The following is a 25,376-nucleotide window of genomic DNA, read 5'->3' as shown; positions in this document are numbered from 1 at the left end:
GAAATGCATTCCAAATGTGGGAGCGAGCCTGCTCGCGAAGAGGCCGCTCCAAACACCGCAAAACCTTGATTGCCAATATCCAGAAACAATTAAGCAGCCCTTCGGCTGCTCAATAAACTGTTCCCGTTACGTTTACGTCACCGTGAGGCCACCCACGCTTGTGGCCTTTCTCTACGGCAACGTGCCATCACGCTACTCGGCTACACACTTTTCGCTGCTGGCCAGGCGCACTACAAAGGTGCACAAGCTCAGACGGCCGCCCTTTCCTGGATCAGAATCCATGGACTCACCACCACCGCCCATAGCTGCGGATCACGCTCGAAAATATCCAGCGCCCGCGTTTCAGAGAGCTTGGCGACCTTGTCCTCGGCCAGCCAGGCGGCGACTTTCTCGCCATCATCCGATGCCACGGCCTCGGCGGCGGCGATCAAATCCAGGGCTGGGTCGACCCACAATAGGGCACCCTTGGCGAAGAACGGCTCCAGCTCTTTCCAGGTAATAGATGCGGTTTCACCAAGCAGCTTGGCATAGAGGGTGCTAGGTTCTTGATTCATGGGACTGTCCGGAAAAGAAATCGACGCGAATGATAACGTCGGTGGTCCGGCAGAAAAACCCGGTTGCAAATGGCTTCACCGAACGAAAAGAGCAGGAACGCCAAGGAATGCTGGTGTTTGGGATATATGCCCACGAAAGCCCCGCCGCAATTCTGTCTTTTTCATTCAAAAATGCGACACCCCCAAGTTTTGCCCCTCGGCGCCTGCTTCCCAGGCCAACAACCGGCGCTCTACACTGTACCGGTACAGTTGCCGGGGGCATTTCCGGAGGGTATCGCAAAGATATCTGACCCGGTTCTGCTGCTACGGCGCCAGAACTCAAAAAAATTACAACAGTAAGAGTGGAGCACTATGACTAAGGCTACTAAGCAGATTTCCAAACTGTTTGCCGCTATGGTTCTGGCCGGGGTTGCCAGCCATTCGTTCGCCGCTGACACCATCAAGATCGGTATCGCCGGCCCTAAAACCGGTCCTGTAGCCCAATACGGCGACATGCAGTTCAGTGGCGCGAAAATGGCCATCGAGCAGATCAACGCCAAGGGCGGCGTCGACGGCAAGAAACTCGAAGCCGTTGAATACGATGACGCGTGCGATCCGAAACAAGCGGTAGCGGTCGCGAACAAGGTCGTCAACGACGGCGTCAAGTTCGTGGTCGGTCACCTGTGCTCCAGCTCCACTCAGCCTGCTTCGGACATCTACGAAGACGAAGGCGTCGTGATGATCACCCCGGCTGCCACCAGCCCGGACATCACCGCCCGTGGTTACAAAATGGTCTTCCGCACCATCGGTCTGGACAGCGCCCAGGGCCCTGCCGCCGGTAACTACATAGCCGACCACGTGAAGCCGAAAATCGTCGCCGTACTGCACGACAAGCAGCAATACGGTGAAGGCATCGCTACCGCAGTCAAAGCGACCCTGGAGAAGAAAGGCGTGAAAGTCGCCGTGTTCGAAGGCGTCAACGCCGGCGACAAGGACTTCTCTTCGATGATCGCCAAGCTCAAGCAAGCCAACGTCGACTTCGTCTACTACGGCGGCTACCACCCGGAGCTGGGTCTGATCCTGCGTCAATCCCAGGAAAAGGGCCTGAAAGCCAAGTTCATGGGTCCGGAAGGCGTGGGTAACGACTCCATTTCGCAGATCGCCAAAGAGTCCTCCGAAGGCCTGCTGGTGACCCTGCCGAAATCCTTCGACCAGGATCCGGCCAACGTCGCCCTGGCAGATGCCTTCAAGGCGAAGAAAGAAGATCCGAGCGGCCCGTTCGTGTTCCCTTCCTACTCGGCGGTTGAAGTGATTGCCGGCGGTATCACCGCAGCCAAATCCGAAGACCCTGCCAAAGTGGCCGAAGCCATCCACGCCGGCACCTTCAAGACCCCTACCGGCGACCTGAGCTTCGACGCCAAGGGCGACCTGAAGGACTTCAAATTTGTGGTTTACGAGTGGCACTTCGGCAAACCGAAAACTGAAGTTTCGCCTCAGTAAGGCGCGCCCTGACTGACTGCCAATAAAGCCCACGGCGTGCCGTGGGCTTTGTTTTACGAATGTATGGGCCGCGCTGGCGTGATCCGCCAGTCTCCCCACCTGAAAATCTCAAAACCGTCATCAGCGGTTCGCTGGCAAAACCCGGATTCGAAGTGGATAAAGATCCACGGGGCCGGGCGGGAAAATGACTCCACCAGTGAAATGCGTATCAGGTTTTTAGGAGCGTTGTAATGCCTGACATCTATCACTTCTTCCAACAGCTGGTTAATGGCCTGACCATTGGCAGCACGTATGCCCTGATCGCCATCGGCTATACGATGGTTTACGGCATCATTGGAATGATCAACTTCGCCCACGGCGAGGTGTACATGATCGGTTCCTACGTGGCGTTCATCGCTATCGCCGGGCTGGCCATGATGGGAATCGACAACGTCCCGCTGTTGATGACCGCCGCGTTCATCGCGAGCATCGTCGTCACCAGTTCCTACGGTTACAGCATCGAACGGATCGCCTACCGCCCCCTGCGCGGCAGCAACCGTCTGATCCCGCTGATTTCCGCAATCGGTATGTCGATCTTCCTGCAGAACACAGTTCTGCTCGCGCAAGACTCCAAGGACAAATCCATCCCCAACCTGATCCCCGGCAACTTCTCCATCGGGCCAGGTGGTGCACATGAAGTGCTGATTTCCTACATGCAAATCGTGGTGTTCGTGGTGACCCTGATCGCCATGCTCGGCCTCACGCTGTTCATCTCCCGCTCTCGCCTGGGGCGCGCCTGCCGCGCCTGCGCCGAAGACATCAAGATGGCCAACCTGCTGGGCATCAACACCAACAACATCATCGCCCTGACCTTCGTCATCGGTGCTGCGCTGGCAGCCGTCGCCGCTGTGCTGCTGAGCATGCAGTACGGCGTGATCAACCCCAACGCCGGTTTCCTCGTCGGCCTCAAGGCCTTCACCGCTGCGGTACTCGGCGGGATCGGCAGCATCCCCGGCGCCATGCTCGGCGGGCTGGTGCTTGGGGTGGCGGAAGCCTTTGGCGCCGATATCTTCGGCGACCAGTACAAGGACGTCGTGGCTTTCGGCTTGTTGGTTCTGGTGCTGTTGTTCCGTCCGACCGGCATTCTGGGCCGTCCGGAGGTTGAGAAGGTATGACTAAAAATCTTAAGCAAGCACTCTTCAGTGCGCTCTTGGTTTGGGCGGTTGCGTATCCGGTACTCGGTCTGAAACTGACCATCGTCGGCATCAACCTCGAAGTGCACGGCACCAGCCCGGCCATTCTGGCGACCATCGCCGTGTGCTCGGTGCTGATGTTCCTGCGCGTGCTGTTCAACCAGCAGATCAGCAAGGCGTGGAAATCCTCGCCGGGCCTGCCGTTGATCCCGGCCAAAGCCAGCAACTTCCTGACCCTGCCGACCACGCAACGCTACATCATCATTGCGCTGATCCTCGGTGCACTGGTGTGGCCGTTCTTCGGCTCCCGTGGTGCGGTGGACATCGCCACGCTGATCCTGATCTACGTGATGCTCGGCCTCGGTCTGAACATCGTCGTCGGTCTGGCCGGTCTGCTTGACCTGGGTTACGTCGGCTTCTACGCCGTCGGCGCCTACAGCTACGCGCTGCTGTCGCACTACTACGGCCTGAGCTTCTGGATCTGCCTGCCGATTGCCGGCCTGATGGCGGCGACGTTCGGCTTCCTGCTGGGCTTCCCGGTGTTGCGTCTGCGCGGTGACTATCTGGCGATCGTGACCCTCGGTTTCGGCGAAATCATTCGTCTGTTCGTGCGTAACCTGACCGACATCACCGGTGGCCCGAACGGCATCAGCAACATCGAGAAACCGACGTTCTTCGGCCTGACCTTCGAACGTAAAGCGGCGGAAGGCATGCAAACCTTCCACGAATATTTCGGCCTCGAATACAACTCGATCAACAAGGTGATCTTCCTCTACCTGGTTGCCCTGTTGCTGGCGCTGGCAGCGCTGTTCATCATCAACCGCCTGCTGCGCATGCCGATCGGCCGTGCGTGGGAAGCGCTGCGTGAAGATGAAATCGCCTGCCGTGCACTGGGTCTGAATCCGACGATCATCAAGCTGTCGGCGTTCACCCTGGGTGCGAGCTTCGCCGGTTTCGCCGGTAGCTTCTTCGCTGCCCGTCAGGGTCTGGTGACGCCGGAATCGTTCACCTTCATCGAGTCGGCGATCATCCTCGCCATCGTCGTGCTGGGTGGCATGGGCTCGCAACTGGGCGTGATTCTCGCGGCCGTGGTGATGATCCTATTGCCGGAAATGATGCGTGAGTTCAGCGAATACCGGATGTTGATGTTCGGTGCGCTGATGGTATTGATGATGATCTGGCGTCCACAAGGTCTGCTGCCGATGCAACGCCCACACATGGAGTTGCGAAAATGAGCCGCGAGATCCTTAAAGTCGAAAACCTGAGCATGCGCTTCGGCGGCTTGCTGGCGGTCAATGGCGTGGCCCTGACCGTCAAGGAAAAACAAGTGGTGGCGCTGATCGGGCCGAACGGCGCGGGCAAGACCACCGTGTTCAACTGCCTGACCGGTTTCTACCAGCCCTCGGGCGGCAGCATCCTGCTGGACGGCGAGCCGATCCAGGGCCTGCCGGGGCACAAGATCGCCCTCAAGGGCGTGGTGCGCACCTTCCAGAACGTGCGGTTGTTCAAGGACATGACGGCGGTCGAGAACCTGTTGATCGCCCAGCACCGTCACCTGAACACCAATTTCCTGTCCGGCCTGTTCAAGACCCCGGCGTTCCGCAAGAGCGAACGCGAGGCCATGGAATACGCCGAATACTGGCTGGAAAAGGTCAACCTGAAAGAGTTCGCCAACCGTACCGCCGGTACCCTGGCCTACGGTCAGCAACGACGTCTGGAAATCGCCCGCTGCATGATGACCCGTCCGCGGATCCTCATGCTCGACGAACCGGCCGCCGGTCTGAACCCGAAGGAAACCGAAGACCTCAAGGCGCTGATCAGCGTGCTGCGTGAAGAGCACAACGTCACCGTGCTGCTGATCGAACACGACATGAAACTGGTCATGAGCATTTCCGACCACATCGTCGTGATCAACCAGGGCACACCTCTGGCTGACGGTACGCCGGAACAGATCCGCGACAATCCTGAAGTGATCAAAGCCTACCTGGGGGAAGCGTAAATGCTGCAGTTCGAAAACGTTTCCACCTTCTACGGCAAGATCCAGGCCCTGCACAGCGTCAACGTCGAAGTCCGCCAGGGCGAGATCGTGACCCTGATCGGTGCCAACGGTGCCGGCAAGTCCACGCTGCTGATGACGCTCTGCGGTTCGCCGCAGGCGCACAGCGGCAGCATCCGCTACATGGGTGAGGAGCTGGTCGGCCAGGACTCGTCGCAGATCATGCGCAAGAGCATCGCCGTGGTGCCGGAAGGTCGTCGGGTATTCGCCCGGCTGACCGTCGAAGAGAACCTGTCGATGGGCGGTTTCTTCACCGACAAGGGCGACTATCAGGAGCAGATGGACAAGGTCCTCGGCCTGTTCCCGCGCCTGAAAGAACGCTTCAACCAGCGCGGCGGCACCATGTCCGGCGGCGAACAGCAGATGCTCGCCATCGGCCGCGCGCTGATGAGCAAGCCGAAACTGCTGCTGCTCGACGAGCCGTCGCTGGGCCTGGCACCGATCATCATCCAGCAGATCTTCGACATCATCGAACAGCTGCGCAAGGACGGTGTAACGGTGTTCCTGGTCGAGCAGAACGCCAACCAGGCGCTGAAAATCGCTGACCGTGCGTACGTTCTGGAGAACGGCCGCGTAGTCATGCAAGGCACCGGTGAAGCGCTGCTGACCGACCCGAAAGTGCGCGAGGCGTACCTCGGCGGTTGATCCTTTTCGCTGAACAGAAAAACGGCCCTCGGGCCGTTTTTTTGTGCCTGGCAGATAGATTGAATCCAACACAGATCCCCTGTGGGAGCGGGCTTGCTCGCGAAAGCGCTGTGTCATCCGACATCAATGGTGTCTGACACTACGCCTTCGCGAGCAAGCCCGCTCCCACACAATCAAAAGCCGTCAGTAGGGGTTGCAGTACTGCGCCACCGCCTTCGCCTGATCGACATAAGGCCGTGCCGGCTCAAGGTTCCACTCAGGCTTGTTCCTCACAGGCTTGCCGTCGTAGACCGCCGCCAGATGGCAAACCATCTGCCGCCGCAATGACCCGCCATTGACGCTGTACTCACGCCATTGCGCATCGTCCTTGTGCTTGTTGTACAGCTCGGCAAACATCCGGTCGGTCTGGTCGTCCTTGATCGCCCGACCACACGCGGTCGGTACTACCGAGAGCGACCAGGTCTTCGGCCCCAGTTTCGGATCGGGACGTTGTACCCAGGTGCTGGACTCGATGTACTTGTCGCAAAATTTCGGTTCTGTCGGGGTCGAGGTCTGGATGCACGAGAAAGAGGCCTTGGCCACCGGCGTTCTCGGGAAGTCGATCTTGATGATGTTGCGATCCTTGCCGGTCTTGGCCTTGTAATCCTTTTGATTGGCCAAGGCATCATTCAAGCCGCGCTGATCGCTGTAGAAAAACGCCAGAATCGGCAGTTCATCGGTTTTCGGATTGCCCAGGCGCAGCTCCGTCTGAGTCTGAAACTCACGGCTGTTGATGACTTTGCGCGCGCCCATGAAATTGCGGAAGGCGTCGACCCGCTCCTTGCTGCTCATCGGATTGCGCATGTTGAAACCGCACTGCAACTGGTCCTGCTGGCGATTGTTGTTGTACTGAGTGAAGTGCGCCACCCAGGCATTCGGACTCGTGATAGGTGGCTTCATGGCCTGGCAGACTGCCTCGGTCGGGGCGGTGTTCTTGTTGTCGCCACAGCCACGATCGTTGCGAAAGTCGGTCCAGGCATCGTTGGGAAACGCGCAATAGACATGCACCGGCGTCTCGGGGTCTTTCACCAGATCCCGGGGCGTAATCAGGTAGCCGTTCTGCGTGCTCATGCCAGGGTCTTCATAACTGATGCCGTCGGCGCGCATGAACGAGGCGGCAAACGTGCCCAGCTCCACGGCTTTCGGGCTGGGGTTCCAGACGTCCCACTTTTGCCCCTTGGCCGGATCGGCCCGGTGCGTGCCGCGCACCAGCAGCCCTGAGCAGTCCGACGCGGGGTCCTGACCGCAACTGTCGACGGTATTGTTGTAGAGCTTTTCAACCTTCCTCAGCGTCTCGTCACATGACTCGGCGCTGGCCCATGCCGCATGCACCAACAGCGGCAACACGAGCAACGGGGCGATCCTGTTCAGACGTTTCTTCATGGCTTGCATCTCCTTGATTAGCCAACACACTCAACGCGGGACCGGGTTGCAACCCGCGGCGCGAGTCTCGCTGTCCGACAACGCCGGCCTGAACGGTTCCAGATTCCATGGCGTCTTGTTGCGGTAATTGACCAGCACGCAGCGCAGTTGCTGACGCATGCTGCCAGCGGACTTTTCGTTGTCGCGCCAGTTGCTGTCCGGCCCCTTGAGGGCGAACAACTGATCGTACAGAGCGCCGACCTGCTCACCGGGCAAGGCGCGCCCCGCCGCGGTGGGCACGATGCTCAGGCTCCATTCATCCTTGCGGGTGCCGGGGTCGTAACGTTTGATCCAGTTGGCTGAAGCGATGTACTGCGGCGCCGGGGCGCCACCCACCACCATTTCAGCGATCGCCTGATCGGCAGCGACATAGCTGAAACGCTGTTCGGCTGGCTTGGTGAAGTCCAGGCGCAGGATCGGCACGCTGTAGCCCTGGGCCTGGAGTTTTTTCTGGAAATTGCGCGCGCTGTTCAGACCGTTCTCCGGTTTCGGCGGTGCCTGATCACCGCGGGTGGCGAAATTCTGCGTGCTGTTGACGTTGTAGATGAAGGCGTCGATGTACTTCATGTTTTCGCTGCCGTCGTTGGTGGCGGTGGCGTTCTTCAACATGAACTCGTTGACCTGGGCACTGAAGGCAAAGGGGTCTTTATTAGTGGTGTTCGGGCGCGACTCGTGCACGCGGATCATCGCGTGCCAGTCGCTGGTTTTTTCCGCGTTCCACGAACATTGGCTGTACTGGATCGGCCCCTTCATCAGCCCGGTGTATTTCTGCGTCCACTGCTCGGCGGTGGTGACACCGGCCTCGGCACAGGTGCCATAAGCCAGCGCGGCATTGCGATTGTTCAGCGTGCCTTGCGCCGCGCGCGGCGGTTCGCGGCTGTCGAAGAAACCGCAGCCATACCATTTGCGCTCCGGCCCGGTGCCGCCATCAAACGCATAGATGCAGGTGAAACCCTGCTCTTTGACCGGCAGCTTCAACGCTGCCGCATCGGTGGGTGTGCGCAGAATGAAACCGGCCGGATGAATCAGAATCCGCGTGCTCAGATCCTTGCGAATCCACGAATAGGAAGTGGCGCCGATCTTGATTGCGTAGGGGCTGTAATCCCACGGATTGAACGGCCCGTCATTGACCATGCGCAAGGTCACGCCGCTGCAGTAATACAGCCCGCGCGCAGCACCGGTATCGGGTTCCTGGCAAGCGTCCTTGAGGGTGTTGTAGTTGCTGTTGATGCGCTTGAGCGTGTCCAGCGGATCAACTTGCGTCTGGGCGCAAACCGTGCCGAACAGCAAGGGCAGCATGCAGGCGAGCGCAAAAGAGGAAGTCCTGCGCAATAGTGCAGCGCGGGCCGAGCGATCCTTCGTCATGAGATACCGTCCTGGTAAATCGGCCTGTGACAGAGGCCGTTGCAAATGACTATAGACGCGGAGCCACAGAAATCCCTGTAGGAGCTGCCGCAGGCTGCGATCTTTTGATTTTCAAGATCAAAAGATCGCAGCCTGCGGCAGCTCCTACAGGGATTTGCATTTTTTTCTGAAAATTTTCGACTGCGCTGTAACGCATCGCCATGAGCCTTCTCTAGTGGGACAAGCAAGCGCACTTCGCTTGTAAAACCCAAGCTCAAATCTGGAGAAACATCATGACTGCTACCACTCGCACCCTGTCCGCCGCTGCACTGGTTCTGGCTCTTGGTTCCGCCCTGAGCATGACCGCCGTTTCCAGCGCCAATGCCGCCGACAACAGCAACATGGAAAAATGCTTCGGTGTGGCCATGAAGGGTCACAACGATTGCGCCGCAGGCGCAGGCACTACCTGTGCCGGCACAGCGAAGATGGACTACCAGGCCAACTCGTGGAAGTTCGTGCCAAAAGGCACCTGCACCACCACCGAGAGCAAGACCTCGCCGACCGGTTTCGGTCAGATGGAAGCCTTCAAAGCCAAGTCCTGATCCACAGCCTGCCCGAGTGACGCTCATGTTCACCACCAGCGAACCTGTCCCACCGCGCACTCGGGTAGCCCTTGGCGGGCTCCCGCCCCGTGCGGGGCTGGGGCTCAAGACCGGGCACTTGCGTGAAGTGCTCGGCACCCGACCGGACATCGGTTTCTTCGAGGTCCACGCCGAAAACTACATGGTCGACGGCGGCCCGTTTCATCATTACCTCGGCTTGATCCGCGAGCAGTATCCGCTGTCGCTGCACGGTGTCGGGCTGTCCATCGGGGCCGAAGAGCCACTGGATCTTCAGCACCTGCAACGTCTGAGAACGCTGATCGAGCGCTATCAACCACAATCCTTTTCCGAACATCTGGCCTGGTCGAGCCACGGCCCGGTGTTTCTCAATGACCTGCTGCCGCTGGCGTATGACACGCCGACGCTGAACCGCGTCTGCGAACACATCGATCAAGTGCAGAACAGCCTCAAGCGGCCGATGCTGCTGGAGAATCCAGCGACCTATCTCGGGTTCAAACGCTCGACCATTGATGAGCCGGAGTTCATTACCGAGGTGATCCGCCGCAGCGGCTGCGGTCTGCTGCTCGACGTCAACAACGTCTACGTCTCGTGCATCAATCATCAACGCGATCCACTGACCTACCTCGACGCGCTGCCGTTGCACGCGGTTGGCGAGATTCATCTGGCCGGGTTCGCCGAAGACGCCGACAACCTCGGCGACCGCTTGCTGATCGATGATCACGGCGCGCCGATTGACGACGCGGTCTGGGCGCTGTACCGACAGGCGCTCGAACGCGTTGGCCCGGTGGCAACCTTGATCGAGCGGGACAATCAGGTCCCGGCGTTCAATGTGCTGCTGGGCGAGGCGCAGCAGGCCGAAGCGTTGTTGCTGCACGCTGGGAGTCGGCCATGAGCACTCAAGCCGACTTCAGCGCCGCTCTGCTCGACACTCGCCTGCCCTGCCCCGCCGGCCTGTGCAGCACCAACGGTGCCGATCCTGCCAGCCGATTCTCGGTGTATCGCAATAACGTGCAAGGTTCGTTGATCAACGCGCTGGCCGACAGTTATCCGGTGGTGCAGCAGTTGGTCGGCGAGGAATTCTTCCGCGCCATGGCCGGCATATTCATCCAGCAACAGCCACCGCACAGTCCGTTGATGAGCCGTTACGGCGACGGTCTGGCGGACTTCATTGACGCATTCGAACCGGCGGCCGAGGTGCCGTATCTGGCCGATGTCGCACGGCTCGAACGCTTACGCACCCGCGCTTATCACGCCGCCGATGCCGCGACGGTCAGTGCGCAACAGATCAGCGCTGCACTGGCCGATCCGCAAACACTCGCCGAACTGGACATCCCCCTGCATCCCTCGCTGCACCTGCTCGATTCGGCTTACGCGGTGGTTTCGATCTGGGCGGCACATCAAGGAGACGCGACGCTCGCGGGCATCGACATCCATCAGGGGCAACACGCACTGGTGCTGCGCAACGGTCTGGAGGTCGAGGTCTTTGCCCTCGATCACGGCGCCAGCGTATTCATCCGCCATCTGCTCCATCACCGACCGCTGCTGCAAGCGGCGCAAGACAGTCCGCCCTTTGATCTGCCGCAGACCCTCGCCCTGCTGATCGGCCACAACGCCATCACCGACCTGAACACCAAGGTATCGCCATGAACAACCTCATCACTCGCGCCATCGGACTCATGGAAAAAATCCCCCACAGCCTGATCGCCTTCATCGCGCGGTTCTCGATTGCCGCGGTGTTCTGGAAGTCCGGGCAGACCAAGGTCGAGGGGCTGGCCATCGACTTGATCGATGGCACCTTGCAACTCGGCTGGCCACATTTGGCGGACTCGACGATTCCGTTGTTCCAGAGCGAATACCACGTACCGCTGCTGTCACCGGAAATCGCCGCGCACATGGCGGCGTTTGCCGAACACTTCTTTCCGGTGCTGATATTGATCGGCTTCGCCACGAGGTTTTCGGCGCTAGCGCTACTGGGCATGACGCTGGTCATCGAGGTGTTCGTCTACCCCGATGCCTACCCGACCCATGGCACCTGGGCGGCAGTGTTGCTGTACCTGATGGCGACCGGGCCGGGGAAATTGTCGATCGATCACCTGATCGCACGACGTTTTGCCAGCTGACCACAAACTGTAGGAGTGAGTTAGCGCTGAAGTCGATCCAGTGCCTCACCACTGCGCTTGAACCAGCCAATCAGATAATCCGCCAGCACCTGCGTGCGTTTGGGCAAGCCGCCCTGGTATGGGTGCACCAGATACATCGGCATCCGCCGCGTCTGAAAATCGCGCAGCAGCCAGCGCAACCGGCCATCAGCCAACTCCGTTTGCAGCAGGTACGACGGCAACCGAGCGATACCGGCGCCGGCCAGTGCGGCTTTCTTCAGCAGGTTGTAATGGTTGCTGGCGAACGGCCCCGACACCCGCACCCGCAGCAATTCGTGCTGTTGGTGATACAGCCATTCCTCGCGGCCACTGTAGTGGCTGTTGAGCAGGCAACGGTGTTCGGCCAGCTCCTGCGGGGTCAGCGGTTCGCCGAACTGCGCCAGATAAGCCGGGCTGGCGCAGGTCATTTCCTGCCACGCCAGCAGCGGCTTGGCCACCAGCCGCTCGTCATTGGCCACCTCGGAGCGAATCGCCAGATCGAAGCCATCCCGGGACAGGTCGCGATAGTGGTTGTTCAGCTCCAGCTCGATCAGCACCTCGGGGTATTTCTGCGAGAACTCCAGCAGCAGGCCATCGAAAAACGTTTCCCCCAGCGACACCGGCACCGTCATCCGCACCGGCCCGGCCATGTCGTCCTTCAAACGCGCCAGCGCCTGACGTGCCCGCTCCACCTGAACGACCAGCGCTTGCGCCTGCGGCAGCAAAGCGGCGCCGGCGGCAGTCAGGCTCAGACGGCGCGTCGTGCGTTGCAGCAACACCACGGAAAACTGTGCTTCCAGCTGACTGATGCGTTTGGACAACTGGCCCTTGCTGCAACCCAGTTGCTGCGCCGCCAGGGTAAAACTGCCGGCCTCGATCAATACCGCAAACGCCGCCAGATCATCCATTTCGCTCATGGATTGTTTCCATTTGAAAACCAAAGGTTGCCTATTAGTGCGCTTATCCGCAGAAAAAACCACTCTAGACTGAAACCTCGTTCAACCCATTGAGGAACAGTCCCATGAAGATTCTGTTGATCGGTGCCGCCGGCACCATCGGTTCGGCCGTGGATAAAGAGCTGAGCCAGCGTCACGAAGTGATTCGCATCGGTCGCAGCAGCGGCGACTTCCAGGTCGACATCAGCGACAGCGCCTCGATTCGCAAACTGTTCGAGCAGACCGGCAAGTTCGACGCGCTGATCTGCGCCGCCGGCAACGTGACCTTTGCTCCGCTCGGCGAGATGAACGCTGACAGTTTCGCTTTGGGCCTGAAAGACAAGCTGATGGGCCAGGTCAACCTGCTGCTGATCGGCCGCGAATACGCCAACGACGGTGCCTCGTTCACCTTCACCACCGGCGTGCTCAGCCACGACCCGATCCGTACCGGCGCCTCGGCGGCACTGGTCAACGGTGCGCTGGACAGCTTCGTCAAAGCCGCCGCCATCGAGTTGCCGCGAGGCCTGCGCGTCAACTCGATCAGCCCGACCGTGCTGCTGGAAGCGATGGGCAGCTATGCCCCGTACTTCCGTGGCTACAAGCCGGTTCCGGCAGCCGATGTGGCATTGGCCTACGCGAAAAGTGTCGAAGGCCTGCAAACCGGTCAGACCTTTCACGTGGGCTAACCCCTTGTGATCAACGGTCAGCCTGCGTAACGTGGCGGCACTTGTCTGGAGAGCCGAAGATGCGTGTTGCCCGTTCGTTGATCGTTGTTGCCCTGCTGCCATTGTTCGCCGCCTGCCAATTGCTCGATGGCCCGCGGGAAAGCGCGTCCCACATCGGACAAACCCGGATGCAGGGGCAGTTGACCGCAGCCGACGGCAAACTGGTGTTCCAGCCGTGTGGCGAACAGCGTCAGTACGCGGTCAACGACATCGGCGGCACCAGCGTGCTGCAAGAGGCCGCGACCCTCGCCGATCAGCAGGGCAAGCTGTTTGCCGATGTGCGCGGGAAGATCGCCGGCGACCGCCTCGATCTCGGTCAGTTGTATCGCGTCGAGCGCTCCGGCACCGCGTGCGATGACCCGAACTTCAAACTGTTGATCCTGCGTGCCGCCGGCCACGGGCCCGAGTGGAACGTCAAAGTCAGCGGCAAGGGCATGGTCATCGACCGTGAAGGCCAGCCGGCGCTGGCGGTGCCTTATGTCGAAGAGCAATTGGGCGACGGCCGCTTCAACCTGAGCAGCGAAGCCAACAACCAGCGCATCGAGTTGTGGGTCGCGCCGCAGCGCTGCGTCGACAGCAGCACCGGCAGCGTGCAGCACATGAGCGCCGAGCTGCGCATCGACGGCAAGGTCGAGCGTGGTTGCGGGTATTTCGGCGGATCGCGTAACGACTGAGCGTTTTAGCCTCACCGGATCCGGCCTTTGCGGCTTATAATCGCGGCCTTCAAACGCCCTGGCGCAGTTGTGCGCCCCGCGAATCCGGATCCTCGCCATGTTACGAATCACCGAACTCAAGCTGCCAATCGACCATCCCGAAGAAGACCTGCGTGCCGCCATCGTGCAGCGCCTGGGCATCGCCAGCGATGATTTGCTCGATTTCACCTTGTTCAAGCGCAGCTACGACGCGCGCAAAAAGTCCTCCGAACTGTGCTTCATCTACACCATCGACCTCACCGTACGCGACGAGGCCAAGGTGCTGGGCAAGTTCGCCGACGACCGTAACGTCAACGTGGCGCCGGATGTCAGCTACAAATTCGTCGGTCAGGCGCCGAGCGACCTGAGCCAGCGCCCGATCGTGGTCGGTTTCGGCCCGTGCGGGATTTTCGCCGGCCTGCTGCTGGCGCAGATGGGCTTCAAGCCGATCATCCTTGAACGCGGCACCGAAGTTCGTCAGCGCACCAAGGACACCTGGGGCCTGTGGCGTAAAAGCGTGCTCAACCCCGAGTCCAACGTGCAGTTTGGCGAAGGCGGCGCGGGCACGTTCTCCGACGGCAAGCTGTACAGCCAGATCAAGGATCCGAAGTTCCTCGGTCGCAAAGTCCTGCACGAATTCGTCAAAGCCGGTGCGCCGGAAGAAATCCTCTACGTCAGCAAACCGCACATCGGTACGTTCCGTCTGACCGGCATGGTCGAGACCATGCGTGAAGAGATCCGCGCCCTGGGCGGTGAAGTACGCTTCCAGGAGCGCGTCACTGACGTGCTGATCGAAGACGGCCATCTGGTCGGCGTCGAGCTGGCGAGCGGCGAAACCCTGCATTCGAAACACGTGGTTCTGGCCCTCGGCCACAGTGCCCGCGACACCTTCCGCATGCTCCACAGCCGTGGCGTGTTCATGGAAGCCAAGCCGTTCTCGGTGGGTTTCCGCATCGAGCACCCGCAATCGCTGATCGACCGTGCGCGGCTGGGCAAATATGCCGGCCACCCGAAACTCGGTGCCGCCGACTACAAACTGGTGCACCACGCCAAGAACGGCCGTTCGGTCTACAGCTTCTGCATGTGCCCGGGCGGCACCGTGGTGGCGGCGACTTCCGAGCCGAATCGCGTGGTCACCAACGGCATGAGCCAGTACTCGCGTAACGAGCGCAACGCCAACTCCGGGATCGTCGTCGGCATCACCCCGGAAGTCGATTACCCGGGCGGCCCGCTGGCCGGGATCGAGTTGCAGGAGCGTCTGGAATCCCACGCGTTCATCCTCGGCGGCAGCGACTACAAGGCCCCGGCGCAACTGGTCGGCGACTTCATCAACGGCACCCCGTCCACCGAACTGGGCGAAGTCGAGCCGTCGTACAAACCGGGCGTGGCCCTGGGCGACCTGGCCTTGGCGCTGCCGGACTTTGCCATCGAAGCGATTCGTGAAGCGTTGCCGGCGTTCGAGAAACAGATTCGCGGCTACTCGCTGCACGACGCGGTGTTGACCGGGATCGAAACCCGTACCTCGTCGCCGCTGCGCATCACGCGTAACGAATCGCTGCAGAGCATGAACGTCAAAGGTCTGTTCCCGGCGGGTGAAGGTGCGGGTTATGCCGGTGGCATTCTGTCGGCGGGTGTGGACGGGATTCGGATTGCGGAAGCTGTGGCGCGGGACATTCTTGGTCTGGAAGCCTGATCAGCATGAGCTGACTCAACATAAAACCCTGTGGGAGCGAGCCTGCTCGCGAAAGCGGTATTTCAGACAACAATGATGTTGAATGAGATGACGCCTTCGCGAGCAGGCTCGCTCCCACATTGGTCTCTGTATTCGGCTTTAGATATTCGCGCGCTGGACTGAGTCAGGCAGCGGCTCACCCCGTTCGGCACTCGCCGCCACCGCCGCAATCAATCCCTCCAGCTCATAGCCCTGCGCCTTGAGCCACGTCTGATCGTAATAGGTGTCGGCATAACGCTCGCCGCCATCGCACAGAATCGCCACGATCGACCCCGACTCCCCCGCCGCTTTCATCTGCTGCGCCGCCATCAGCGCGCCGATCAGGTTGGTGCCGCTCGACCCGCCGACATGCCGTCCCAGACGCTGCGCCAGATAATGCATGGCCGCCAGCGACAAGGCGTCCGGCACCTTGACCATCGCATCGATGACCTTCGGCAGGAACGACGCCTCGACCCGTGGCCGGCCGATGCCTTCAATTCGTGAACCGCAGTCCAGACGCAGACTGGCGTCGCCAGTCTGGTAGTAATCGAAGAACACCGAGCGCTCGGCGTCGGCGCACAACACCCGGGTGCAATGCTGGCGATAACGCACGTAACGACCGAGGGTAGCGGTGGTGCCGCCGGTGCCGGGGCTGGAAATCAGCCAGCTCGGTTCCGGGTGTTTCTCGAAACGCATCTGCTGGAAGATCGACTCGGCGATGTTGTTGTTCGCCCGCCAGTCGGTGGCCCGCTCGGCGTAGGTGAACTGGTCAATGAAGTGGCCGCCATGCTCGCGGGCCAGACGTTCGGATTCGGCGTAAATCTGCGTCGGATCCTTCACCAGATGGCTCTGGCCACCGTAGAAGGCGATCTGCGCGATCTTCTCTTTCGAGGTGGTCGCCGGCATCACCGCAATGAACGGCAAACCGAGCATGCGCGCGAAATACGCTTCGGAAATCGCCGTCGAACCGCTGGACGCCTCGATCACCGGCGCGCCGGGTTTGAGCCAGCCGTTACACAATGCATACAGGAACAGCGAACGTGCCAGACGATGTTTGAGGCTGCCGGTGGGATGGCTCGACTCGTCCTTGAAATACAACTCGATGCCTGCAAACCCCGGCAGCGGCAAGGGGATCAGATGGGTGTCGGCGCTGCGCTGGAAGTCCGCTTCGATGATGCGGATGGCTTCGCGGGCCCACTGGCGGTTGTCGCTCATGGTCATGCTCTCGTTGAGTCGGGCAGGAGTAGCCTTGTCACAGGCTCAGTCCCCCAGCATAGGAAAAAACCGGCAAGGCTCACAGATACAGCTGAGGCTCAATTCATCCACCAACTGCCAGGTTCTGGGCAAATGGGTATCAGGCTTTTGCAGTAATTGCGCAGAACCCATCTCCCCGTTCTTTGAACTGAAGCGGCCTGCTCGCCCCCCTGCCAGACAAATAGCGAACAATCCGCACTTAATCAAAGATCCGTCCTACAGCCAGCAATTGTCCGCTTCGTTAACGTCGTGCAGCCCTTTCGAAGGGTTGTCGATGGATGAACGAAAGGACGCTCAGTGGCTCGCAACAAGGACATTCCCCGGGTTCCCAACCCGCCGGCGGGCGACGGTCATCACGTCACCTGGCGCTACATGACGGCCACTGAACTGGCCGAGCGCGACGCCCGACAAAATGCATACGACGCCATGCTGGCGCGGCAGGAGGCTTTCGAGCGCAGTCGAGAGGTTGCGGCGAAAAAGCCTGATCCCGTACGCGCCGGGTGCGTGTTCGCCAAGTCCTGCAAGTTGCCGGACGCGATCATCGATTACTCGAATCCTTCGGGGATGGTACCCACCGACAGCCTGAAAGATTACGGAGATCTGGTCCTGCTCGGCGGCCGTGAAGCCGATGACAGCGGCGGCGTTCCACTCAAGAAAATCAGCGGCACTGCCATCCCGGCAGGTCTGGGCACCTTCGCCTTTGCGGGTGAGGCGTTCAAGGCATTGCCCGCCATCGCTTCCGCCGCCGTTGTGACACCTTTGGTCGGGCTGGTGGCGTTGCTCATGCCATCGAACCTGGGCGACAGCGCCCTCTACACCGAAGACCAGTTGCTCGCCCTCAGACAGGCACGCACCCGCGTGCGCCTGCACGTCGAACAACAGGCCGACGGCAGCCTGCGGGGCTACGGCTTCTACACCGGCAGGAATCGCGATTGGGAAATGGTCGATGTCGTGCAGTTCACCGCGCGCGGCAACCGGTTCGTCGCCGACCTGGGTGAAGGGGTCGAACTGCTCTGGACGCCGGCGGTGAATGGCTCGGACGTTCTCGGTATTCCGGCGCTGGAGGCTGCACCGCAAGCACCGCACATCTGGGTGTATCCGCCGACGAAAGCGGCGGACGGGATTCTGGTGAATCCGGTTTATCCGCCGGAGTATCGGGATTTCATTCTGGTGTTTCCGGCGGATTCGGGGGTTCGGCCTCTATACATCGTGGTCAACACCTCGCGCAAAGGCTTACCACCAGCAGGACACAGCTATCATAAACCTCCGAAAGCAGAGGAAATTACCGCGTTTCCCGGCCTGAAAAAGGCACAGAAAATGAATCCCGTACAAGGAGGTGGCGGACTTCGGGAGCGATGGAAGGATGCAAAAGGCAGGAGAATTTATGAGTGGGACTCGATGCACGGCGAGTTGGAAGTTTACCGTGCAAGTGACGGAACTCACCTAGGCGCTTTTGACCCTTTTACAGGAGAGCGACGAGAAGACCCGAAAGATGAAAGAAGCATCAGAAAAAAATACTTGTGAGGGTGATGATGGGATTAAAACTAAGGCTGGAGTGGTACGACAAGCAAACCCATCTATGCGAGGGCGAAGAATATTCCGAGGATTTAGGCGACGATGAAACCGTTTTGAATGCCTTGGGTATACCGGTGGAAAACAACATTAATAATGGCGGCTTCAACGTACTCGAAAGTTGGAAACCTGTCCTTCAACCTTACTTTCAAAATAATATTTCCCTAACGACTTACGACTATCAAATTTCGTTCGACTACAGCGACGTCTGGTAAGCGGCACCTCAGATCATAAAAAACCCCGACCAGTCACCTGATCGGGGTTTTTCTTTACCGCTCGTTGTCGCTTAGTGCGAAACGCGGCTGGTGCCACCGACGGTGGAGATGCGCACGCGCTCACCGACACGGAACACTTCGTTTTCCTGAACCTGTTGCACGTAGGCGCGCATGCTGCCGTCGTCTTCGCGCACGGTGATTTCCACGCCCTGGGTGCGGGTCAGGCCTTCTTCAGTCGCGGAACCGATCAGACCACCGGCCACAGCACCGATGACCGCCGCGACGATGCTGCCTTTGCCGCCACCGATGGCGCTGCCGCCGACACCGCCGACCACTGCGCCTGCAGCGCCGCCGATCGGGGTCTTGGTGCCTTCGATTTTCACCGGACGCAGGGATTCGATGGTGCCCATGCGAATCGTCTGCACACGACGCGCTTCGTCACGGGAGTAGGAGTCACCGGTCAGGCTCGACTGGCAGCCGGTCAGCAACATCGCCATCGTGGAAAAGGAAGCAACCAGCAGAACAGACTTACGCATAGCATCAACTCCAAAAGAACATGTGTTCATTAAACCCCGCTGCTTGACGCCTGTCACGACGCAGCCCGGATAAACTTGATTTTATTCAGGCCCGGTACAGGCACCTGCAAACTCACCCAACAGTAGCGCCAAATCGCTCAATCCGCCCTGCCGACCCAAGGATTTTCATGGATTACCTGATCATTTTCGTCACCACCGTCGCCGGTCTGTACTTCCATTGGTGGCTGTACGTGCGGATCAAACGCTGGATGGATCGTGATCTGGCCCTGTCGCTGGCGGGCAAGGATGAAGACAAACGCGCCTTCATGCTGGAACGACTGGCCGATGCCCGCGTGCAGAGGATCAAGCGTCGGGACCTGCCGAAGTGGCTTGAGGCCGCTGCGGCAGGCTATCCCGCTCGGTAGACTGCTCAGGGCGCCAGACGTTCAAGAATCCAGTTGGCGCCCTGCTGACGGTAGTTCAGGCGATCGTGCAGACGACTTGGACGGCCCTGCCAGAACTCGATGCGCTCAGGCAGCAGGCGGTAACCGCCCCAATGTTCCGGGCAGTCGGGCTGAGTATCGCTGAAGCGCTGTTCGGTGGCCTTGAGCAGATCCTCCAGCTCGCCGCGCCCGTTGATCACCCTACTCTGCGGTGAGGCCCAGGCGCCGAGCCGGCTGCCCAGCGGTCGCACCTGATAATACGCGTCGGACTCTTGCGGCGTGACCTTCACCACTCGCCCTTCGACGCGCACCTGGCGTTCCAGGGTTGGCCAGAAAAACGTCATGGCCGCGAAAGGATTCGCCGCCAGATGCTGGCCCTTGGCGCTGTCGTAGTTGGTGAAAAAGGTGAAGCCCTGCGCGTCCAGGCCCTTGAGCAGCAGAATGCGGCAATGCGGTCGACCGTCCGAATCCACCGTGGCCAGGGTCATGGCGTTGGCTTCCACTGGCGCCTGTTCGGTTTTCACCGCGTCGGCAAACCACTGGTGGAACAGCGCAAAGGGTTCGGCCGGGGCTTGCGCCTCGGTCAGACCGTCCCGGGTGTAATCACGACGCATATCTGCCAGAGCCTGGGTCATGGCGCATTCCTTTTCGTTAGCGGATCACTGCTTGGAAGTATCGCTGGCGGCGACTTTCTTGTCTGTGGTCGCCGCTTTGGCCGGAGCGGTTTTCTTGGCCGGCGTTTTTGCCGGTGCCTTGGTCGCTGCTTTCTTCGCAGGTGCCTTGGCGGCGGCTTTCTTCGCTGGAGCCTTTTTGGTTGCAGGTACGGCGGCCTTCGAAGCAGCCGGCGCCGGGGTGACCGGTTTGGCTGCAGGCTTGACGTCCTGTGCGGCAAGCATCGTGGTCGGTGCCGGCGCCGGCATGTTGTACTTGCTCAACAGCGCAACCATGGTGTTCTGCGGGGTCACCAGCAGTTCGACGCGACGGTTCAGGGCACGGCCTTCGGCGCTGTCGTTGGCCGCACGCGGGGCATCGCCGCCCATGCCGCGCAGCATCAGGCGATCACGCTGCAAGCCGCTCAGGCGGAAGATCGCCGCCACGGACTGGGCGCGCTCCTGGCTGAGTTTGACGTTGGCCGGCGCGGCGCCGGTGTTGTCGCTGTGACCGAGTACCAGAACTGCGGTTTTCGGGTCAGCTTCGAGGATTTTCGCGACGTTGGTGAACGGGCTGAGGGTCACCGGCAGCAGCATGGCCGGACGCTTCGGGTTGAACGAGCCTTCAACCGGCGCGATCACCACCAGCACGTTGTCACGGCGCTCGAGTTGCAGGTTGCTGTCCTTGATCGCCGCACGCAGGCGCGGTTCGTAGTCATCCAGCCAGGCCTGGGTGACTTTCGGGTCAGGCATCGGCACCACTTTGGCAGTCGATTGATCCTTGCCGCCGAACGGCCACCACCACTTCGTGCCGGTGTCGGCATCGGCCTTGGCCACTACCGCCGGTTTGGCTTCTGGTTTGACTTCGGGTTTCACCTCGGCTTTGGCCGCCGCATCATCGGAACCGCCGAACGGCCAGTACCAGTGGCTGCTGCTTTCAGTCTTGGCCACCGGTGCGGTCGCGGCAGGTTTGAGCGGCGCCGGGGCTACGGCAGGAGCCGGAGCCGGGGCCGGCTCTTTGGCCGCCACTTTGTCGGAGGACCCGAACGGCCACCAGCTACCGCCGTCCGCATCGTTTTTAGGAGTCTGTGCACAACCGGTGATCGCAACACACAGGGCCAGGGCGAGAGTTTTTTTGGATGACATTGAAAATCCACAAAGTGAAGTAATGAAAAATCAGAGCTCTTTTGCCCGGATAAACTGACGCTTTGAATCGAAAAACCGGATCTGGTTCCAACCCTGGAACCTCATGTAAAGCTTTACAGACAAGTGGCAAGTACCCGCGCCAGTTGCTGCGCGCGCGGATCCATCAAGACGTAAGGCCCAAGGGTATTTGTCACAAAACCGAACGCGACATCGTGCTCGGGATCAGCAAAACCCACTGAACCGCCCGCCCCCGGATGACCAAACGCCCGCGGGCCGAGGCCGTAGGTGGCGTTCGCCATGTCCGGTTGATCGAGCATGCAGCCCAGACCGAAGCGGGTGCGGGTCAGCAGGGTCTTGTCCTCGCCGTAGCTGTGTTCGCGGGTCAGCTCTTCGAGCATTTCGCTTTCAAGCAGGCTGCCGTCGAGCAAACCGGCGTAGAAACCGGCCAGGCTGCGCGCGTTGCCGTGACCGTTGGCGGCCGGCTGCTGCATGCGGCGCCATTCCGGTTTGTTGGTGCTGGTGAGCACCGACGGCGGATTGGTGAAGGCGCGAGTGGTCATGGCGGTCGGTTCGCGCATGGTCACTTGCAACAGGCGCTGGGCCGCGGCATCGCCGACGTTGCCCTTGCCCCGTGCAATATGCGCCACGCGGTGGAACTCTTCGTCAGCCAGGCCGACGTGGAAATCCAGCCCCAGCGGCTTGGCGACGCGGGCGACGATCGACTCGCCCGGCCCGCGACCGTCAGCGCGACGCAGCAACTCCCCGACCAGCCAGCCATAGGTGATGGCGGCATAGCCGTGGCCGGTGCCCGGCGTCCACCACGGCGCTTCGGCCGCGAGGGCGTCGACCATGGTCTGCCATTCGTAGAGGGCGGCGGGCGCCAGCAACTCGCGCAGGGCCGGCAGACCGGCCTGATGGCAGAGCAATTGGCGCAAAGTGACGGATTCTTTGCCGGCAGCCGCGAATTCCGGCCAGTAGCGAGCAACCGGTGCATCCAGTTGCAGTTTGCCTTCGGCCACCAATTGCAATGCGGTGACCGCGGTAAAGGTCTTGGTGCAGGAAAACAGGTTGGCGATGGTGTCGCTGTGCCAGGCCTCGGTTCCGTCCTTGTCGGCAGTACCGGACCAGAGGTCGAGGACGGTTTCTCCGCCGACCTTGATGCACAGGGCTGCGCCGCGTTCCTGGGGATCGTCGAACAGTGCCGCGAAAGCCTCGCGCACCGCTTCGAATTGAAGCTCGTAATGTCCCTGAATCTGCACCCGCAACTCCCCCGCGAAAACGCTCTACAAAGTGGCCCGCATTGTTCCAGCCCTTGACGGATTTGGGAACAGCTGCGGGCCGGACGGTTACTTCCAGATGTTTGCTGAGACGGCTGCCGCCTTCGCGAGCAAGCCCGCTCCCACATTTGATCTCTGCGGCACTGGAGATCAGTGTGGGAGCGGGCTTGCTCGCGAAGAACGATGACGCGGTCTAAACCTTAATGACCATTGCCCGAATGCCCACCGGCATGCCCGCCCCCCGGGCCTTTGCCAGCTTCACCCTTGCGCCCGCCCTCCGCTTCATGACCGGCAGCGGCGGCCTTCTCAGCCTCTTTGCCCAACTGATCAACTGCCTGCAGGTTGCTCTTGCGCACCGCCTCGACAAAGCCCTGATACGGCAGATCGGTAATCCCCACCAGCCCGAAGTGCCCGTTCTCGCCATCGAGCAGACGGCCGGTCACCGGTTGATCCAGATACTGGAACCAGTGCACCCCGACAATCGACGGTTCACTCAATGCCTGTTTGAGGAAATTGGCGTACGCCGGGCCGCGATCTTCTTCCCGCGCCAGCTGCGTCACGCCCCCCCAGAACGGGCCACGATCACTGGAGCCGAAGTTGAATTCGGTGATCAGTACCGGTTTGTCGAGGGCGCGCAGAGCGGCGAAGTCATAGCCGTCCTGCGGTTTCAGCGTGTACATATTGAAACTCAACACGTCGCAATACTGCGCGCAGGACGCCACCGCTTCCGGAGTGCTGGTGGCGAAACGGCCACCGAGCAGCAACTGATTCGGCGCGTGCCACTTCAGCGAATCGGAGATGGTCTTGAAGTAGGTGTCGGCGAACACTTTCTGGAAGTATTTGAAGTCGTTTTCGATTTCCGGGTGCTCCGGATTCGGCATTGGTGGCACGAAACCCGGGTCTTCCATCAATTCCCACGCCGGCAGATCAATGCCCCACGCTTTCGACAGGCCCGCCTGGTTGCGGTACTTGTCGCGCAGTTGCTTGAGGAATGCGCGCTTGGCCGGCACGTCGGTGGTCATTTTCAATGTGCCGTAGGCCAGGGCGTAGCGCGACTGCGGGTCGTCGCCGGGGCCGGCCCAGGCCAGTTCGTTGTCGGCGTAGTAGCCGATCAGCCACGGATCATCACGATGATCGCGGGCAGCAATGGCCACGGCACGCTCGGTGGCCATGGCGAAACGCGGGTCGAACGGGTCAGGCATGCCGCCCCACCAATCGCTGCCGGTGCTGATGCTGGTGTAGTCGCCGACGATCGACAGCGGCAAGGTGTACGGCACCCGTTCGGCGTCGGCGAGCGAGTCGGCACTCCAGTTGCCGACGGTGTTGAAACCCCAGGCCTGCAGGCGATCGAGGGTGTGCGTGGCCCACTTCTGCTGATCGACCGTGGCCTTGCACGGCGCAGCGACGGGTTGATCGGCAGCCTTTTCAGCAGTCGTCGCTACGGCGTCTGTTTTCGCCGCTGCGGCGACACCGGCCTTCGCCTCGTTTGACTTTGGCACAGGCTCGGCAGCTTTTACTGCGGTTTCTTCAACCGCACCAGCCTTGGCCGCTTCAGCAATTCCGGCCTTGGTATCGCTGTCCGGTTTGCAGGGCTCGCCGTAAACCCGCTGCAGGTTGGCGCCGTAGAAATCGTACCAGCGCCCGTTGCCATAGCCACGGCCCTGATCGGCACCGTTGCCGCCACGGTTGTCGCCCTCGCCGAAATGGCTGGCGAGCGGCTCGTCGGCCTTGGGCAGGGATTCGAACATCCACTCACGCCCGGCCACGTAAGTCTGGTTGACCTGCGGGCTGACGGTGTTGACCCCCAGCGAATAGAACGGATGCCCTTCAGGGGTCACCAGATACCAGCGACCGTCACGCTTTTCGGTGCGGAAAAAACCGCTGGCCTTGAACGCCGGGCCTTTATTCCAGCCACCGAACTTGTCCAGCGAGGACTTTTCGCGCTCGGCCAGCCAGGTTTTCAGCTGTTGCTGTTCCTTGGCGGTGGCGGATTTCAGTTGTTCGTCGTTGCTGATTTTTTCCGGCCATTTGCTGCGGGTCGATTGACCGTAAGCGTCCACCAGATTGCCGTAGACGGCCTGGGTCACAGCATCGCCGTCCTGCACGCCGAATCGCTCGAGCAGCAGGCTCTGCGCGGCTTTCGGCTGATCCATCCACAGACTCACCGACACCACCTGGCTGCGATCCAGTTCACCGCTGCTGCTGGCCAGCAGAATTCGCTGGCCATCGACAGTCATCGGCATCGGCGGCCCGGCCTTCATGCCCTGGCTCAGTGGCGAAGTCGCCACCAGCGGCACCAAAAGGGTTTGCGCGGGTCCGGCCGGCAGGTCGACGCGGCTGGTCAGGGTCTGGCCGTTGTTACTCTGGATTTGCACATAGACCGTCACGGCCCAGTTCATTGCGCTTTGCAGACGCAGGCTCATCATGCCCGACTGCGACCAGTCCCAGGCGCCGGTTTGCGGAGTCAGACGCAGGGTCGGGCGAGCCACCGGGTTGAACGTCACCCGGCGCAGCACTTCACCTTCGGGGGTTTGCTCGGCGTTGGCTTGTGGCAGGTCAGTGTTTTCGGTGACGACTTTCACCACGTCGGCAGGACGGACGAAGTTGAACAGGGTCTGCTGACCCGCAGGCGCCGCCAGTAACGGGGCAGCGAAAATCAAGGCGAATACGGCAGGCAACGAACGGCGAATCATAAGAACGGAGTTCTCCCTAACGACCAACTAAGGCCAATGGAAAAGCATGGCAGAGAGATAGACAGCGCGGCGGGCA

Annotated in this window: 25 protein-coding genes; 15 read left to right on the top strand and 10 right to left on the bottom strand. The window is 60.7% G+C overall.

The window, feature by feature from the left end; translation table 11 throughout:
- Window positions 1–248 precede the first annotated feature (248 nt).
- The gene (locus HDC30_RS05690; RefSeq protein ID WP_027614383.1) at window positions 249–554 is read right to left on the bottom strand and encodes a DUF2288 domain-containing protein; all 306 of its coding nucleotides are present in this window, start codon (window positions 552–554) and stop codon (window positions 249–251) included.
- Window positions 555–905: 351 nt separating this feature from the next.
- On the opposite strand from HDC30_RS05690, the gene HDC30_RS05685 reads away from it, so the two are divergent.
- The 5 genes from HDC30_RS05685 (at window position 906) to HDC30_RS05665 (ending at window position 5,906) form a co-directional block, all read left to right on the top strand.
- Window positions 906–2,033: a branched-chain amino acid ABC transporter substrate-binding protein gene (locus HDC30_RS05685; protein WP_007969483.1), complete on the top strand. Its 1,128-nt coding sequence runs from the start codon at window positions 906–908 to the stop codon at window positions 2,031–2,033.
- A 230-nt stretch (window positions 2,034–2,263) separates the two neighbouring features.
- A complete protein-coding gene (livH, locus tag HDC30_RS05680) occupies window positions 2,264–3,187 on the top strand; it encodes a high-affinity branched-chain amino acid ABC transporter permease LivH (RefSeq protein ID WP_047601144.1) in 924 nt (307 codons plus the stop codon).
- Entirely contained in the window at window positions 3,184–4,440 is a 1,257-nt protein-coding gene (locus tag HDC30_RS05675; protein ID WP_183781529.1) for a high-affinity branched-chain amino acid ABC transporter permease LivM, read from the top strand. The genes livH and HDC30_RS05675 overlap by 4 nt, the downstream gene beginning before the upstream one ends.
- Window positions 4,437–5,204: a high-affinity branched-chain amino acid ABC transporter ATP-binding protein LivG gene (livG, locus tag HDC30_RS05670; protein WP_007969480.1), complete on the top strand. Its 768-nt coding sequence runs from the start codon at window positions 4,437–4,439 to the stop codon at window positions 5,202–5,204. Before HDC30_RS05675 ends, livG begins: the two co-directional genes overlap by 4 nt.
- Window positions 5,205–5,906, top strand: coding sequence for an ABC transporter ATP-binding protein (locus HDC30_RS05665; protein ID WP_003222380.1), 702 nt, complete (start codon window positions 5,205–5,207; stop codon window positions 5,904–5,906).
- A gap of 183 nt (window positions 5,907–6,089) precedes the next feature.
- On the opposite strand, the gene HDC30_RS05660 is transcribed toward HDC30_RS05665, so the two are convergent.
- Together HDC30_RS05660 and HDC30_RS05655 are read right to left on the bottom strand one after the other, a co-directional pair.
- Entirely contained in the window at window positions 6,090–7,328 is a 1,239-nt protein-coding gene (locus HDC30_RS05660; protein ID WP_183781526.1) for a DUF2599 domain-containing protein, read from the bottom strand.
- A 30-nt stretch (window positions 7,329–7,358) separates the two neighbouring features.
- A complete protein-coding gene (locus HDC30_RS05655) occupies window positions 7,359–8,732 on the bottom strand; it encodes a DUF2599 domain-containing protein (protein ID WP_183781523.1) in 1,374 nt (457 codons plus the stop codon).
- Between the two features lie 272 nt (window positions 8,733–9,004).
- Between HDC30_RS05655 and HDC30_RS05650 the strand changes: the two genes are divergently transcribed.
- From HDC30_RS05650 to HDC30_RS05635, 4 genes are read left to right on the top strand one after another with little or no spacing between them, the layout of a single operon-like run.
- A complete protein-coding gene (locus tag HDC30_RS05650; RefSeq protein ID WP_007969475.1) occupies window positions 9,005–9,313 on the top strand; it encodes a DUF2282 domain-containing protein in 309 nt (102 codons plus the stop codon).
- Between the two features lie 25 nt (window positions 9,314–9,338).
- Window positions 9,339–10,226 (top strand): DUF692 domain-containing protein, encoded by an 888-nt coding sequence (locus HDC30_RS05645; protein WP_183781521.1) that lies wholly within the window; start codon window positions 9,339–9,341, stop codon window positions 10,224–10,226.
- Complete coding sequence (locus tag HDC30_RS05640) at window positions 10,223–10,981, top strand: DNA-binding domain-containing protein (RefSeq protein ID WP_183781519.1); 759 nt, start codon at window positions 10,223–10,225, stop codon at window positions 10,979–10,981. Before HDC30_RS05645 ends, HDC30_RS05640 begins: the two co-directional genes overlap by 4 nt.
- On the top strand, window positions 10,978–11,454 hold the full coding sequence (locus HDC30_RS05635; protein WP_183781517.1) for a DoxX family protein: 477 nt from the start codon (window positions 10,978–10,980) through the stop codon (window positions 11,452–11,454). Before HDC30_RS05640 ends, HDC30_RS05635 begins: the two co-directional genes overlap by 4 nt.
- Before the next feature lie 20 nt (window positions 11,455–11,474).
- Here the strand turns inward: HDC30_RS05635 and HDC30_RS05630 are convergent, their stop codons facing one another.
- Window positions 11,475–12,389 (bottom strand): LysR family transcriptional regulator, encoded by a 915-nt coding sequence (locus HDC30_RS05630; protein WP_183781515.1) that lies wholly within the window; start codon window positions 12,387–12,389, stop codon window positions 11,475–11,477.
- Between the two features lie 104 nt (window positions 12,390–12,493).
- Between HDC30_RS05630 and HDC30_RS05625 the strand changes: the two genes are divergently transcribed.
- From HDC30_RS05625 to HDC30_RS05615, 3 genes are all read left to right on the top strand, one after another.
- A complete protein-coding gene (locus HDC30_RS05625; RefSeq protein WP_098967565.1) occupies window positions 12,494–13,093 on the top strand; it encodes a short chain dehydrogenase in 600 nt (199 codons plus the stop codon).
- 59 nt (window positions 13,094–13,152) lie between these two features.
- Window positions 13,153–13,806 carry a COG3650 family protein gene (locus HDC30_RS05620; RefSeq protein ID WP_183781513.1) on the top strand — a complete coding sequence of 218 codons (654 nt, stop codon included), beginning with the start codon at window positions 13,153–13,155 and terminating at the stop codon, window positions 13,804–13,806.
- Between the two features lie 97 nt (window positions 13,807–13,903).
- Complete coding sequence (locus tag HDC30_RS05615) at window positions 13,904–15,517, top strand: NAD(P)/FAD-dependent oxidoreductase (protein ID WP_183781511.1); 1,614 nt, start codon at window positions 13,904–13,906, stop codon at window positions 15,515–15,517.
- A 138-nt stretch (window positions 15,518–15,655) separates the two neighbouring features.
- Here HDC30_RS05615 and HDC30_RS05610 read toward each other — a convergent pair whose 3' ends face one another.
- Window positions 15,656–16,750, bottom strand: coding sequence for a PLP-dependent cysteine synthase family protein (locus tag HDC30_RS05610; RefSeq protein WP_409347904.1), 1,095 nt, complete (start codon window positions 16,748–16,750; stop codon window positions 15,656–15,658).
- 336 nt (window positions 16,751–17,086) lie between these two features.
- On the opposite strand from HDC30_RS05610, the gene HDC30_RS05605 reads away from it, so the two are divergent.
- Together HDC30_RS05605 and HDC30_RS05600 are read left to right on the top strand one after the other, a co-directional pair.
- Window positions 17,087–18,313 (top strand): S-type pyocin domain-containing protein, encoded by a 1,227-nt coding sequence (locus tag HDC30_RS05605; RefSeq protein ID WP_183781506.1) that lies wholly within the window; start codon window positions 17,087–17,089, stop codon window positions 18,311–18,313.
- Window positions 18,314–18,318: 5 nt separating this feature from the next.
- Window positions 18,319–18,576: a colicin E3-like toxin immunity protein gene (locus tag HDC30_RS05600; protein ID WP_371917799.1), complete on the top strand. Its 258-nt coding sequence runs from the start codon at window positions 18,319–18,321 to the stop codon at window positions 18,574–18,576.
- A 71-nt stretch (window positions 18,577–18,647) separates the two neighbouring features.
- Here HDC30_RS05600 and HDC30_RS05595 read toward each other — a convergent pair whose 3' ends face one another.
- The gene (locus tag HDC30_RS05595) at window positions 18,648–19,112 is read right to left on the bottom strand and encodes a glycine zipper 2TM domain-containing protein (protein ID WP_007969461.1); all 465 of its coding nucleotides are present in this window, start codon (window positions 19,110–19,112) and stop codon (window positions 18,648–18,650) included.
- Between the two features lie 167 nt (window positions 19,113–19,279).
- Here HDC30_RS05595 and HDC30_RS05590 point away from each other — a divergent pair, with 167 nt between their 5' ends.
- Entirely contained in the window at window positions 19,280–19,516 is a 237-nt protein-coding gene (locus HDC30_RS05590) for a hypothetical protein (protein ID WP_103369626.1), read from the top strand.
- 5 nt (window positions 19,517–19,521) lie between these two features.
- Here HDC30_RS05590 and pdxH read toward each other — a convergent pair whose 3' ends face one another.
- From pdxH to HDC30_RS05570, 4 genes are all read right to left on the bottom strand, one after another.
- Window positions 19,522–20,169 carry a pyridoxamine 5'-phosphate oxidase gene (pdxH, locus tag HDC30_RS05585; protein ID WP_027614366.1) on the bottom strand — a complete coding sequence of 216 codons (648 nt, stop codon included), beginning with the start codon at window positions 20,167–20,169 and terminating at the stop codon, window positions 19,522–19,524.
- Between the two features lie 24 nt (window positions 20,170–20,193).
- Entirely contained in the window at window positions 20,194–21,330 is a 1,137-nt protein-coding gene (locus HDC30_RS05580; RefSeq protein WP_027614365.1) for an OmpA family protein, read from the bottom strand.
- Window positions 21,331–21,443: 113 nt separating this feature from the next.
- A complete protein-coding gene (locus tag HDC30_RS05575) occupies window positions 21,444–22,589 on the bottom strand; it encodes a serine hydrolase domain-containing protein (protein ID WP_098967554.1) in 1,146 nt (381 codons plus the stop codon).
- Window positions 22,590–22,807: 218 nt separating this feature from the next.
- The gene (locus HDC30_RS05570) at window positions 22,808–25,300 is read right to left on the bottom strand and encodes a beta-galactosidase (protein WP_183781503.1); all 2,493 of its coding nucleotides are present in this window, start codon (window positions 25,298–25,300) and stop codon (window positions 22,808–22,810) included.
- Window positions 25,301–25,376 lie beyond the last annotated feature (76 nt).

The organism is Pseudomonas sp. JAI115 (assembly GCF_014200835.1).
GTDB classification, from domain to species: Bacteria; Pseudomonadota; Gammaproteobacteria; order Pseudomonadales; family Pseudomonadaceae; genus Aquipseudomonas; species Aquipseudomonas putida_A.
This window is presented reverse-complemented; position numbering and strand designations above follow the sequence as displayed.